The 13240-nt window shown below is 59.5% G+C and carries 13 protein-coding genes, 1 pseudogene and 1 riboswitch; of the genes and pseudogenes, 7 read left to right on the forward strand and 7 right to left on the reverse strand.

The window, feature by feature from the left end:
- The first annotated feature begins 336 nt into the window (after positions 1 to 336).
- A complete protein-coding gene (locus ACRAUW_RS12950) occupies positions 337 to 828 on the forward strand; it encodes an RNA recognition motif domain-containing protein (RefSeq protein ID WP_005339200.1) in 492 nt (163 codons plus the stop codon).
- Between the two features lie 7 nt (positions 829 to 835).
- Here ACRAUW_RS12950 and murI read toward each other — a convergent pair whose 3' ends face one another.
- The 3 genes from murI to ACRAUW_RS12965 form a co-directional block, all read right to left on the reverse strand.
- Complete coding sequence (gene murI / locus ACRAUW_RS12955) at positions 836 to 1639, reverse strand: glutamate racemase (protein ID WP_431362599.1); 804 nt, start codon at positions 1637 to 1639, stop codon at positions 836 to 838.
- Positions 1640 to 1746: 107 nt separating this feature from the next.
- Positions 1747 to 3612 carry a TonB-dependent receptor domain-containing protein gene (locus ACRAUW_RS12960; RefSeq protein WP_431362600.1) on the reverse strand — a complete coding sequence of 622 codons (1866 nt, stop codon included), beginning with the start codon at positions 3610 to 3612 and terminating at the stop codon, positions 1747 to 1749.
- A 52-nt stretch (positions 3613 to 3664) separates the two neighbouring features.
- Positions 3665 to 3842, reverse strand: a riboswitch (cobalamin riboswitch).
- A gap of 35 nt (positions 3843 to 3877) precedes the next feature.
- A complete protein-coding gene (locus ACRAUW_RS12965) occupies positions 3878 to 4780 on the reverse strand; it encodes a LysR family transcriptional regulator (RefSeq protein WP_431362601.1) in 903 nt (300 codons plus the stop codon).
- 109 nt (positions 4781 to 4889) lie between these two features.
- On the opposite strand from ACRAUW_RS12965, the gene ACRAUW_RS12970 reads away from it, so the two are divergent.
- The 4 genes from ACRAUW_RS12970 (at position 4890) to ACRAUW_RS12985 (ending at position 7817) form a co-directional block, all read left to right on the forward strand.
- A complete protein-coding gene (locus tag ACRAUW_RS12970) occupies positions 4890 to 5816 on the forward strand; it encodes a sodium-dependent bicarbonate transport family permease (protein ID WP_431362602.1) in 927 nt (308 codons plus the stop codon).
- 4 nt (positions 5817 to 5820) lie between these two features.
- A complete protein-coding gene (locus ACRAUW_RS12975; protein ID WP_005321666.1) occupies positions 5821 to 6123 on the forward strand; it encodes a P-II family nitrogen regulator in 303 nt (100 codons plus the stop codon).
- A gap of 63 nt (positions 6124 to 6186) precedes the next feature.
- A complete protein-coding gene (gene purE, locus ACRAUW_RS12980) occupies positions 6187 to 6696 on the forward strand; it encodes a 5-(carboxyamino)imidazole ribonucleotide mutase (protein ID WP_431362603.1) in 510 nt (169 codons plus the stop codon).
- Complete coding sequence (locus ACRAUW_RS12985) at positions 6693 to 7817, forward strand: 5-(carboxyamino)imidazole ribonucleotide synthase (RefSeq protein ID WP_431362604.1); 1125 nt, start codon at positions 6693 to 6695, stop codon at positions 7815 to 7817. Before purE ends, ACRAUW_RS12985 begins: the two co-directional genes overlap by 4 nt.
- A gap of 117 nt (positions 7818 to 7934) precedes the next feature.
- Here the strand turns inward: ACRAUW_RS12985 and ACRAUW_RS12990 are convergent, their stop codons facing one another.
- From ACRAUW_RS12990 to fabV, 3 genes are all read right to left on the reverse strand, one after another.
- On the reverse strand, positions 7935 to 9119 hold the full coding sequence (locus tag ACRAUW_RS12990) for an NAD(P)/FAD-dependent oxidoreductase (RefSeq protein ID WP_431362609.1): 1185 nt from the start codon (positions 9117 to 9119) through the stop codon (positions 7935 to 7937).
- A 149-nt stretch (positions 9120 to 9268) separates the two neighbouring features.
- Positions 9269 to 9793, reverse strand: coding sequence for a non-heme ferritin (ftnA, locus tag ACRAUW_RS12995; protein ID WP_431362605.1), 525 nt, complete (start codon positions 9791 to 9793; stop codon positions 9269 to 9271).
- A gap of 92 nt (positions 9794 to 9885) precedes the next feature.
- Positions 9886 to 11073, reverse strand: coding sequence for an enoyl-ACP reductase FabV (gene fabV, locus ACRAUW_RS13000; protein ID WP_431362606.1), 1188 nt, complete (start codon positions 11071 to 11073; stop codon positions 9886 to 9888).
- A 490-nt stretch (positions 11074 to 11563) separates the two neighbouring features.
- On the opposite strand from fabV, the gene ACRAUW_RS13005 reads away from it, so the two are divergent.
- Together ACRAUW_RS13005 and ACRAUW_RS13010 are read left to right on the forward strand one after the other, a co-directional pair.
- Positions 11564 to 12001, forward strand: coding sequence for a universal stress protein (locus ACRAUW_RS13005; RefSeq protein ID WP_431362607.1), 438 nt, complete (start codon positions 11564 to 11566; stop codon positions 11999 to 12001).
- A 90-nt stretch (positions 12002 to 12091) separates the two neighbouring features.
- Positions 12092 to 12577: pseudogene (locus ACRAUW_RS13010) on the forward strand (IS1595 family transposase); the annotation flags it as partial.
- A gap of 133 nt (positions 12578 to 12710) precedes the next feature.
- Here the strand turns inward: ACRAUW_RS13010 and ydfZ are convergent.
- Complete coding sequence (gene ydfZ / locus ACRAUW_RS13015; protein ID WP_431362608.1) at positions 12711 to 12908, reverse strand: putative selenium delivery protein YdfZ; 198 nt, start codon at positions 12906 to 12908, stop codon at positions 12711 to 12713.
- Positions 12909 to 13240 lie beyond the last annotated feature (332 nt).

Raw genomic sequence — 13240 nt, forward strand, 5'->3', positions numbered from 1 at the left:
CATCAGTTCGGCGTGTTCCGCCGTGCTGGTAGGGGCGCATTATAGGGAGCCGCGCTACGATGACAAGACTTTTTTTGAAGAAAATCACGAAAATCTCAAATTATTCAATTAGAAACAATTTATTCAGTGTATATATACAGGGTTATCCACAATCCAACTATTTCACTCCCCTTTTTGCGTCATTTATATCGCCGCCAGAGCCTTTGGGAGTGCCATACTGGAGCCGATAACCTCTCCCGAGTGGTCCATGGTAGCGCCAATCAGGAAAGCTGGTTACCATGGAGGTGAATATAGTGTTGCACCTTTTTTGCTTTCATTTACAAAAGGTCTTTTAAGATGAATTTATCCAAGTTTCCCGTCTATATGCAGGCCGCAATCCTTGCTCTGGTATTGGCAGTGGTTGGCTACCTGGTTGCCCAGGCCCTGCAGTTCTCTTTGAAAGCGGAAGTGATTTTTGCAGCAGGTCTGGCCATCGGCGGTTTCGTGGTACCGCTGTTCCTGAAGCGAACCCCGGCTAATGTCGCCGAGTCGATCGCCAATCAGGAGACTTGCACCTTATATGTAGGCAACCTGCCCTATCGCGCCAACGAGATTGCAGTGCGCGAATTGTTTGCCGAACAGGGCCAGGTCATTTCCGTGCGGTTGATGAAGGACAAGGCAACCGGCAAGCGCAGAGGTTTCGGTTTCGTGGAGATGCCCGCCGCCGATGCTGCCAAAGCGATTGCCGCTTTGAATGACAAAGAGTATCAGCAGCGCACCCTAAAGGTGCGTGAAGCAAATGACAAACGTGATAAAGAGGAAAGAGAAGGTAGCGAAACTGACGCCTAACCGCTCGTCAATACTTCACCTCTTCTAGTGATGACAGCCCCCATGCTTGCAAAGGGGCTGTCAGTTTTTGAGCCTCCCCATCCAGCCGGGTACAGTAAGCCCTGGCAATTACCTCTTCTACATGTACAGGCTGCACGGTGGCATGCCCGCCATTGTTCAGCAACCAGGCCACCCGTTTGGCAACAGCACTGCCCGAGTCAATAAGCTGGCATTGCGGCATCAGTTGCCCAATCTCTTCATTAAGTAGCGGGAAGTGAGTACAACCGAGCACCAGCGTATCCGGCTTCTCTTCCCCCTCCAGCCAATCGGCCAATACCTCGCGCAGTAGCGCCATATTGACCGGTAGGCCCGCCAGCTTTTGTTCGGCTTCTATGACCAGCTCGGTGGTGCCTTTGAGCAGCACCTGCTTGCCGGGAGCAAACTGGGCGATCAGTTCATGGGTATAGTGGCGGCTGACGGTGCCCGGCGTAGCAAGCAGACCGATACAACCGTTGCGAGTCTGTGCAGCGGCGGGCTTGATGGCTGGCACGACGCCCACCACCGGAATGTCGAGAGCCTCACGCAGGGCAGGCAGTGCTATGGTGCTGGCCGTGTTGCAGGCAATCACCACCAGATCGATATGCTGACGGGCCACCATGGTGGTCACCAAGCGGGTGCAGGCAGCAATCAGGGCGGGCTCGCTCAATTCACCATAGGGGAAGTTGGCGTTGTCGAAGCAGTAGAAATAGTTGTGTGCCGGCAGAACGCGGCGGATCTCGCGGTAGATGGTCAGGCCACCCATACCGGAATCAAACACGAGAATATTGGCCACTTGAGCTCCCCTTTGGTGCAAGGCGGCGATCATACTCCCGCCTGCCGCCAATAGAAAAGGCCCTGCCAATGGCAGGGCCTGGGTTTTTCCCATCAAGAGAAGACTATTTACAGGGCGTAATCCATCGTCACGTAGTAAGCGCGCTCATCAGCCGGATAACCCACTGAAGTCTGATACTTCTTATCCAGCAGATTGTTGATCTTGCCAGATACCTTGAGCGCCGGGGTGACCTTGTAACCAACAGCCAGATCCCACACGCTGTAACCACCCAGCTTGGCGGTGTTGGCTGCATTGCTATAACGCTCGCCCTGATAGATCCAGCTCAATGAACCATCAAACTGTTGCCACTGCGCCTGAGTAACCCACTTGGCTCCTTTACGAGCAATCAACGGCTGTTGCTTGTCTGTCACCTGGTTTTTGGGATCCTTGTATTCGGCAGAGACCCGATGACTCAACCAGCCGGTGTCAAACGCCCCTTCCAGCTCGATCCCTTCAATGCGCACCTTGCCAACGTTTTGTGGTGTCCACATCCCCTGACTGTTGGGGGCCCACTGGATCATCTGCTCGAAGTCGTTGCGATAACCGGTGGCTCGCCACTCCACACCAGCAGTTTGACCATCCAGCATCAGCTCGCTGCTCTTCGACTCTTCCGGCTTCAAGTTGGGATTGCCTAACCCCGGATAGTAGAGATCATTAAAGGAGGGGGCGCGGAAACCGGTGCCGTAACGGGCACTCAGGCGGTAATCCTCGACAAAGCGCCAGCCCGCCCCGGTCTGCCAGGTGTTGTGGCGGCCATACTGTTCGTTGTCATCACTACGCCCGCTCAACTCAGCCTGCCAGGTCTGGTTATCAAACTGGGCCAAGGCATAGAGACCGTTATTGTCACGCTCTTTGGCATCGGCAGGATACACTGAGCCAGAGGAGCGGGAACGGTCATCCAGCATGTCACGCAGCCAATCGGCGCCGCCGCCAAGCGTCCAAAACTCGTTCAGTTTGAGGTTGTTGACCCAGTTCAGGCTGTATTGGCGGGTATAAGTGCGGTTCTTGGCCTGATCGCGACCACTGGTGTCCTGATAGTCATAGACATCCTGTCTGGAGAAGGCTCCGCGCAGTTCGCTCAGGTAGCGCTCGTTGTGATAGCGGGAACCCAGCTGATAGCTCTGATTTTCAATCCAGGTCTCGTTACGCTGATGGTTAGCAGGCCCCCAAGAGGAAGCTGCAGAAGAGTTGTCATACTGGCCGACATTACGGAACCAGCGAGTCGTGCCGAACAGATCCCAGTTATTGCCCAGCCCCTGCTGGTAGTCCAACATGGCGTTGTAGCCCTGATGCCCGTGACGGTCACCATCGTTGATGCCGGACAAGGGGTGCACGTTGTAACCCGATTCATCATCGAAACCACCGGCAATCTTGAATTGACCGGCCTCACCCACCTGGCTGGCGCTGCTGAAAGCTGCTTGTCGCTGCTGATTGGAACCAGCACCGATATTGAACTTGTGCTGATTGGTCCCCTGATCGGGGCGGGTAATGATGTTGATCACCCCGCCGATAGCATCGGAGCCGTAGATGGTGGCGCGGGAGCCACGGATATACTCGATCCGCTCAACCTGGTTCAGCGGCACGCTGTTGAGGTCTGTTGAGCCCACGGTCGGGGATGCGCTACGCACCCCATCCACCAGCACCAGTGTTTGCGATGCCGTGCCACCACGGACCTTTGCTGTCGTGACCTGGCCTCGACCACCATAGGATGAGACCTCCACTCCAGGCAGGGTCTTGACCACATCGGTCACGGTCTGGGCTTGCAGACGATCAATCTCGTCTCGGGTCACCACATTGACCGGGGCAAGCACGCTGGAGGCAGGTTGAGCGACGCGGGTGGCGGTCACCACCATGGTGGGATTGACAGGAATAGTCAGCTGCTGGGCAAACGCCGCCGTCGGCAACAGGGCAGCCGCCAGAAATTTCTTCGACATGAGAGATCCTTAAGTTCGCGTAAGTATCTACTTCGTGGCCGGTTTCTCTCGGCCCGAAATATGAACTTTGGCAGGTCTTCGGGCTCGGGAGCTGATAGCCTACGGCGACGGCTTCCCGCCTGACGGCAGTGCCCTGATGTCGCTTCGTTCCCCCTTACCGCTGCGCGCCAGCTCCGGATTCTCACCGGATTCCCTATTAAGCATGATGCGCCAAAGCGGGAGAATTATAGGCAGAGCAAAACTGGATGTATAGCCATCCAGATTTCTATTTTTTACCCGTCAGCGCAGCAAGCTTCTGGTGAGCCCCTTCCATCACCGACCGAACACCCGGATGGGAGAGATGGCGCCCTGCAGAGACCAGATAATAAGAGAGGGTGATGTCGGTGAGAGTGGCAATCCATTCTACTCCGTAGAGGCGTCCAATCTCATCGGCCATTGCCAGCGGCGCCGGGAAGATCCCCATCCCCGCCTTGCCGAACGACTTCATCAGGGTGGAGTCATCAAACTGCCCCACCAGATGGGGATGAATGCCCTGCTGGCGATACCACTCCAGCAACCGATCATGGGTCGCCGATTTCTCTCCGGGAATAAGCAACGGCAACCCCTCCAGCGAGGCGGGAAAGCCGTCCCGCGCCCGCGCCGCCAGCTCCGGGCTGGCAAACAGCGCCAGCGGAGTGCGCCCCAGCTCGTGGTTATAGCCGCGCACGCCACTGTCGGGAGGGAGCGGGCGATCGATCAACACCATGTCGAGCTTGTGACGGGCCAGCTCGCTGAACAGCAACTCGGCCCGCTCCTCGTGACACACCAGCCGCAGCGGAGTTGCGAGCCCCATGGCGGGAGCCAGCAGCTCGAACGCCAGAGTACGGGGTACCGAATCGGCGATCCCCACCTGCATGGTCAGCTCCTGACTGGCGTGGCGCAGGGTGTGCTCCAGCTCGGCGCCGAGCGAAAAAATCGCCCCCGCCTGCTCCTGCGCCTGCCGTCCGGCGGCGGTCAGCACCAGACGCCGTCCTACACGGTTGAACAGCGCCACCCCGAGGGACTGCTCCAGCTCAGCCACCTGACCGCTGATGGTCTGCGGCGTGAGATGCAGCTGTTCGGCGGCCTGCGTCACGCTGCCGCAGCGCGCCACATGCCAGAAGTAGTAGAGCTGTTTGTAGTTGAGCATGCCGTTCCCTATCAGTTTTTACCGAACAACCATCAGCAAGAATCTGATTTTATCGAAACATTGCGGGCTCTAGCATGCAACCATTATCTGAACTGCCCTGCGAGCCATCATGCTGGACGTCGTTGTTCTCTTCTTTCTGTTTGGTCTGCTGGCCGGTCTGGTGCGCTCCGAGCTCAAGCTGCCGCCCGCCCTCTACGACACCCTCTCCCTCTTTTTGCTGCTGGCCATCGGCCTCAAGGGCGGCGTCGGTCTGGCCCAGCAATCCTTGCTGCCCCTGCTGCCGCAACTGGCGCTGGTGATCCTGCTGGGCGTGGTGCAGACCCTGCTCGGCTTTGCCGTGCTGCGCCTCAAGATGAACCGGGTCGATGCCGCCGCCACCGCCGCCCACTACGGCTCGGTCAGCGTTGCCACCTTTGCGGTCGGGGTGAACTGGCTCACCGAACGGGGCATCAGCTTTGAATCCCAGCTCTCCATCTTCCTGGCGGTGATGGAGATCCCGGCCATTCTGGTGGGCATAGTGCTCGCCCGCGGCATCGGTCGCGAGACCCGCTGGCGCATGCTGGCCCACGAGACCTTCCTCGGCAAAGGGGTGACCCTGCTGCTGGGCGGCATGGCCATCGGCTATCTGGCCGGGCCGGACGGGATTGCCCCGCTCAAACCGCTGTTTGTCGACCTGTTCAAGGGGGCGCTGGCGCTGTTCCTGCTGGAGATGGGCCTCATCGTCGCCCGCCAGTGTCAGGATCTGCGCCGTCACGGTCTGTTCCTGCTCGGCTTCGCCCTGTTGATGCCGCTCGCCTCGGCGGGACTGGGATTGGCAGCTGGCCAGCTGATGGGGCTCTCTCTCGGCGGCCTGACCCTGCTGGCCACCCTGGCGGCCAGCGCCTCCTATATTGCCGTGCCGGCCACCCTGCGCATCGCCCTGCCCCAGGCCAACCCGGGGCTCTCCCTCAGCGCCGTGCTGGGGGTCACCTTCCCGTTCAACATCATGCTGGGGATCCCGCTCTACCACAGCTGGGCCCGCCACTTCACGGAGTAGCCACATGCAGACCGAGACCCGCACCCTGCTGACCGTCATCACGGAAGCCAATCTGGAGCCGACCCTGCTGCGCACCCTCACCCGCGAGGGACTGCGCGGCTACACCATTACGGATGCTCGCGGCAGGGGGGATCATGGCGAGCGCAACGCCAGCTGGAGCGAGAGCGGCAACATCAGGCTGGAGGCGATCTGCAGCCGGGAGCAGGCGGAGCGGCTGCTGGCCCACCTGCAGAGTCGCTACTACCCCGACTACGCCATGATCGCCTTTCTGCAACCGGTCGAAATCGTGCGACCCGAGAAATTCTGAGCCGGCTTGTCGGCTCTTTTTGTTTACCAAAAGCAAACGTTTAACATCAAGGATTCAGAGAAAATGAACACCCCTCCCCTGATCGGCCTGGTAATGGGCTCCGACTCCGACTGGCCCGTGCTGCAGGCTGCCGCCCGCATCCTCAAGGAGCACGGCGTGCCCTACGAGGCGCAGGTGGTCTCGGCCCATCGCACCCCGGATCTGCTGTTCGAGTATGCCGCCACTGCCCGCGAGCGCGGCCTGCGCGCCATCATCGCCGGAGCCGGTGGCGCCGCCCACCTGCCGGGCATGGTCGCCGCCAAGACCACTCTTCCGGTGCTGGGGGTGCCCATCCCCTCCCGCCATCTCAAGGGGATGGACTCCCTGCTCTCCATCGTGCAGATGCCCAAAGGGGTACCGGTCGCCACCTTCGCCATCGGCGAGGCGGGGGCCGCCAACGCCGCCCTGTTTGCGGTCTCTCTGCTCTCCGTTGCACAAGACTGCGACGCCCCCCGCTACCGGCAGCAGCTCGACGACTTCCGCACCCACGAGCGAGATCGGGTGCTGGCACTGCAACTGGAGGAGCCGACATGATCCTGCCACCCGCCACCCTCGGCATGCTGGGGGGCGGCCAACTCGGCCGCTACTTCGTGATGGCCGCCCACCGCCTCGGCTACAAGGTGGTGGTGCTGGATCCCGACCCGGCCAGCATCGCCGGTGCCGCCGCCGATCACCATATTGTCGCCCCCTATGACGACACTGGGGCACTGGTCGAGCTGGCCAGCCGCTGCGATGCCATCAGCTGCGAGTTCGAGAACGTGCCCGCCGCGACCCTTGCCCTGCTCGAAAAACAAAAGCCGGTGCGCCCGGCCGCCAGCGCGGTGCGCATCTGTCAGGACCGCCGTGAGGAGAAAGCCTTTCTGCGCGGAGCCAACATCCCGGTCGCCTCCTATCTGGCGCTACTGCCGGAAGAACCCATCCCCGCACAGGCCAGCGAACTCTTCCCCGCCATCCTCAAGACGGCCCGCGAGGGGTACGACGGTAAGGGGCAGTGGCAAGTGAGTAATCTGGATGAGCTGGCGACGGCGCTGGCAGCCAGTGGCGTCCCCTGCGTGCTGGAAAAACGGCTAGCACTGGAGGGGGAGTTTGCCCTGACCCTGGCGCGCAGCCCGAGCGGCGCCATCAGCGCCCTGCCACTGGTGCAGAACTGGCACAGCGGTGGCATCCTCGATCAGACTCGCTCCCCGGCCAATGTGCCGGCGCTGGAGAGCGAAGCCAAAGGGATCGCCGAACACATCATCGCCGCCCTCGATTACGTCGGGGTGCTGACGGTGGAGTTCTTTCTGGTGGAAGGCCGATTGCTGGTCAACGAGCTGGCGCCCCGTCCCCACAACTCGGGTCACCCCAGCCTCGACAACGCCGCATGCAGCCAGTTCGAGTTGCAGGTGCGGGCCCTGTGCGATCTGCCGCTGCCGGAGCAGATCGCCGTGCGCCCCGCCCTGTTAATCAACCTGCTGGGGGATCTCTGGCAAAACGGCACACCCGACTGGGCTGCCCTGCTGGCGCTGCCCGGCCTGCATCTGCACCTCTACGGCAAGAGCGAACCCCACCCCGGCCGCAAGATGGGCCATATCACGGTAACCGGTGACGACTGGTCAACGGTGGAGGAGACCTGCCGTCAGGCCCGCCAGTTGCTGGGGCTAGCGCCGCGCTGATCGACCATCGGAAATGCAAAGACCCGGGCATGGCCCGGGTCTCTGTTTTTGCTTGCTGTGGCAGGGAGACTTATCAGGCCACCGCTACTGACGCCGGATAAATCAGCCCCAGTGACATCAACAATACTGACCGGCCACCCAGCCGGAAGACCAGGCCCACTGGAAGTTGTAGCCACCGAGCCAGCCGGTCACGTCCACCACTTCACCGATGAAGTAGAGGCCGGGCACCTTGCGCGCCTCCATGGTCTTGGAGGAGAGCTCGTTGGTATCGACGCCGCCCAGGGTCACTTCGGCGGTGCGATACCCCTCGGTGCCGTTGGGCAGGATCTGCCAGTCACCCAGCAGATTGGCCACCACTTCCAGCTCCCGCTCGTTGTACTGGCGCATCGGCTTGCTAACCAGCTGGCCCAGCTCCACCAGCTTGTCGACGAAGCGCTTGGGCAGCTCGCGCCCCAGCACGGTTTTCAGCTCCTGCGCGGGGTGAGCCTGCGCCCATTCGCGCAAGGCAGCCGGAATATCCAGCTCCGGCAGCAGGTTGATGTGGATCTTCTCGCCGGCGCGCCAGTATGAGGAGATCTGCAGGATGACGGGGCCGGAGAGGCCGCGATGGGTGAACAGCATCGCCTCCTTGAAGCGGGTTCCATCCTCGGCGGTCACCGCTACCGGCAGGCTGATGCCAGCCAGATCGGCAAAGGCCTCTTTCTCCGCCTGATGGAGGGTAAAGGGCACCAGACCGGCGCGGGTCGGAATGACCTTGAGGCCAAACTGCTCCGCCAGCTTGAAGCCATAAGGGGTCGCCCCCAGCTTGGGCATGGAGAGACCACCGGTGGCGATGACCAGCGAGTGACAGCCGATCTCCCCCTTGCTGGTCATCAACACAAAGCCTTCGTTTTGCTTGCTGACGGTGAGGATCTCGGTCTGGAACTGCAGGGTCACCCCGGCCCAGTCACACTCGGTGAGCAGCACATCGACGATCTCCTTGGCACTCTCGAGACAGAACAGCTGCCCCAGGGTGCGCTCGTGATAGTTGACCCCGTGGCGATCCACCAGATCGATGAAATCCTGCTGGGTGTAGCGGGCCAGTGCCGACTTGCTGAAGTGGGGATTCTCCGACAGGTAGGCGTGAGCGCCAGCCTGATGGTTGGTGAAGTTGCAGCGACCGCCGCCACTGATGAGGATCTTGCGGCCCGGCTTCTTGGCGTTGTCGAGCACCAGCACGGAGCGGCCACGGTAGCCCGCCTGCGCCGCACACATCAATCCGGCCGCACCGGCCCCGATCACCACCACATCGACCTGCTTCATCATCACTCACTTATCAAAATAGAAACGGCACCTGGCCAGAACCGAGATTGCCTCTGGCTGACATCACAACGGTGACTGCGCACCAGAATAAACAACGGCCCTTAAAAGGGCCGTTATTGTACTGGCTGAACACTAAGTGTCCACGACTATCAGGCGTTGCTGTCCATGATGCTGGCCGGGGCGCCTTTGGCCAGTTCGGCCAGCTCCTTGTCGATGAAGTAGAGGCCTTTGCCATCTTCACCCACCAGACCCAGACGGTCGACGATGCTCTTGAACAGCTTCTCCTCTTCATGCTGCTCGGCCACATACCACTGCAGGAAGTTGAAGGTGGAATAGTCCTGGGTGGTGAAGGCTACGTGGGCCAGACCATTGATGCACTTGGTGATGTGATACTCGTGCTCCAGGGTGGTACGGAACACGTCGCCCAGCGACTTGAACTCGTGGGGAGGGGCATCAATGGCACCCAGACGCGGCATGGCACCGGTCTCGCTCACGTAGGTGAACAGACGCTCCATGTGCTGGCGCTCCTCGACCGCGTGCTGGCGCAGGAAGGTCGCCGCCCCCTCGAAGCCCTTGTCTTCACACCAGGCGCTCATCTGCAGATAGAGATTGGAGGAGTAGAACTCCAGGTTAATCTGCTCGTTCAACTTCTCGATCATAGGTTGGGCCAACATACTGATTCTCCACTGTGATTTGGTATCGATTGTCGCCACACTCTCGTCACGAATCAACCCGTCGGCGAGAGGGCGATCCCGTTTCTTTTAGCTCAGGGGGCCAGCTCGCCAAGGGAGGCGACATCCACCGGCGCACCGTAATCGACGCCCGGCAGCTCGAAGCCGTTGAGCTGCATGAAATCCTGCCGCAGCCCGGCAAAGTCCCCCAGCGCGTGGAAATTGTCCGGCGTCACCTTGGGCCAGAGCGCCGAAACGGCGGCCTGAATGGCCGGGTCGAGCTCGTGGTCATCCATCCGGATCAGCCGGTTGCCATCGGCCACCACCCCATTGGGCCCGTACATCTTGGCGGCGAACAGTCGCTGCATCTGCTCGATACAGCCCTCATGCACACCGCGCTCCTTCATCACCCCCATCAGCAAGCCGAGATAAACCGGCAGCACCGGAATATAGGCGCTCGCCTTGGTCACCAACGCCTTGCAGACCGATACCCAGGCGTGGCCGCCAATCTCGGCCAGCTGCAGGTTGATGGTCTCGGCGGTGGCATGCAGATGCTCCTTGGCATAACCGATGGTGCCGTCCCGATAGAGGGGGTAGGTCGATTCGGGGCCAATGTAGGAGTAGGCCACGGTTTGCGCACCGGGAGCGAGACAACCGGCCTGCTGCAAAGCCTGCATCCAGAGCTGCCAATCCTCGCCGCCCATCACGGTGACGGTATCGCGGATCTCCTCCGGCGTGGCGGGCGCCAGCGACTGCTGCACCAAGGTATCGCGTTCCAGATCCAATCCCCAACCGCTGAACGGCTGGCCGGTGGTCTTGAGCACGGAGCGCACTTGCGTACCGTCGGGCAGCACCCGGATACCGCTAGCCAGCGAGTAGATCACCAGATCCACCTGCCCCAGCTGCTGGCGAATGGTCTCGATGGCCTGCTGGCGCATCCCGTCGGAGAAGGCATCACCAATCAGGTTGATGGCGATACGCCCCTCCTGCTCCGCCTCCTTGCGAAACCAGATGTTGTTGTACCAACCGGCACTGCCCAATCCCTTGTCGGAGGGGCCACGCTCAAACGAGATGCCGATGGTGTCGGCACCGGCACCAAAGGCGAGTGCAATGCGCGACGCCAGTCCAAACCCGGAGGAGGCCCCCAGCACCAGCACCCGCTTGGGGCCGTTGAACGGGCCAGCGGCCTTGATCCGTTCGATCTGCTGCTGCACGGCGGCGCGGCAGCCGATGGGGTGACAGTTGCGGGCAACGCAACCCTGGATCTGTGGATGAATGATCATGAATGAATCTCCAATGCATCAAGACGATATGAAGGATGACCGTTGCGGGCAAAGCCACACCACTGCTGAATCTGGGGATGAATGATCATGAGAAGGCCTCCAAAGAAACTGGCTACAGCATAACCAAATCGAAGGAGATTAACTTGATGCCGGATCGCTATCAGTCAGAAAAGCCACGGGAAATGAGGCAGAAAAACAAAAGGGAGCACGTGGCTCCCCAAAGCGGTATTCAGATGCTTTTTGTTGTTTTGTGTTCATTGCGAAGCACGGGCCCATCCTATGCCTCTCCCCCCTGATCGGCAAGCCGAGGGGTGTGACCGGCGTCAAAATCCCGCTTAATTTATAGGCAAGCCGTGGTTAATAACTGAGTGGCTGAATCTGTGTCACCCGCCATTAAACTCATTTAAATCCCAAAACTGTGTCTGATGCACCATTTTAGTTTCAGCAGGGATTGGTATAGTTGGCCGAAGGATCGGTAAGGAGAACCCCCATGAGTGGAACAACCTATTACAAGCATATTCTGGCCGCGATCGACCTCTCCGAAGATAACCGCAAGGTGATCGACAAGGCGGTGGACAGAGCCCGTTCCAACGGCGCCAAGCTGTCAGTTATCTATGTCGATGTGGACCTCAAGGATCTCTACACCGAGATGATCGATATCGACATCGACAACGTGCAGGATCAGGTGATCGCCGAAGCGAAAGAGAAGCTGGAGGCATTTCTGGCCTCGGTGGACTATCCCATCGAGAAGAAGCTGGTGATCTGCGGCGATCTGAGCGAGCGGGTCAATCAGGCGGTCAAGGAGTACGAGATCGACCTGCTGGTGTGCGGCCATCGCCAGAGCTTCTGGAGCCTGCTAACCTCGAGCGCCCGTCAGCTGATGAATACCGTGCCCTGCGATCTGCTGGTCGTCCCCTTGCAGAAGTAATGCAACTGACATTGTTTGACCTGATTACCCATGATCAGCAGCCAACACTGACTATACTGATCTTACGCACAGTTATCGAGGTGCGAGATCATGGCCAAAAGCAAAATCCAATTCCAGAAAGACTACAGCCTGTTTGAGTTTCTCAAGGACTATGGCACTGAAGCTCAGTGCGAAAACGCGCTGTTCACTTGGCGTTTTCCTCACGGTTTTGTTTGCCCTGAATGTGCCAACAAGACCTGTTGTCGCCTGAAAAGGCGGCCGCGGGTGTGGCAATGCAATCACTGCCGTCATCAGATGTCATTGACTGGAAACACAATTTTCGCAAACACCAAGCTCCCGCTGACCAAGTGGTTTCTGGCAATGCACCTGTTGTCACAAACCAAAACAGGCTTGTCAGCGATGGAGCTAAAGCGCCAGTTGGGCGTCAAATATGACACCGCGTGGATGCTCAAGCACAAGCTGCTGCAAGCCATGAAAGAGTCCGATGACAAGCAGCCCATCAGCGGCATCATTCAGCTCGATGATGTTTACTGGGGTGGCGAGCGCCGTGGTGGCAAACGGGGCCGTGGCGCAGCGGCTGCAGACAGAGAGTGACCAAACGAGATTGCTGCAATGCAGAAAGGACGGAGGGGGGAACTCAGAAACCCGGTCACCAGATGGGGCGCGGCGGCCGGGTGAATTGTAAAGAGTAGGGTGACAGGGAAAGGGATCAGCCTAGTCTAACCAACTCGATAGGCGCGTAACGCTCCCCGCTGTTTGCCAGCAGCACACACTTCTCATGCTCCGCCTGATAGGGGGTCATATTATCGGTGTTGGCCTCTTTCAGAAAGTCGACTGCGCCAGTGGCGGCAATCATGACCCGCTGACCCAAGTTCAGCACATTACGGTTACGGTCATAGATTTTCATGTCATTCTCCTTTTCTTGTGTCCTGATGGATGCGTATGGGTTTGTTCAGAACAACGGCGTTCAGCCTACTCTCCTGAAAAAGGTGATTTATGTCACAGATCAAAAAAGGGGCGATAAGGGACTCACCAATTCAAAAAGCGAGCAGGGCAGTTTGGCCAACGGTTGTTGCGCACAGTATCTCTGTCCCCCACACTTTCGTTGTGGCAGGCTCGAACCTGTCAGGGAATGGGGTATATTGGTGACCGATTAGCCAGTCTCATTCACCGTTTCCGCGCACGCGGGCCGCTGTTTCAACAAGATGGAGAGTGCTCATGAATCGCGACATTACCGCC

It is taken from the genome of Aeromonas sp. (genome assembly GCF_050633025.1).
Lineage (GTDB): Bacteria > Pseudomonadota > Gammaproteobacteria > Enterobacterales > Aeromonadaceae > Aeromonas.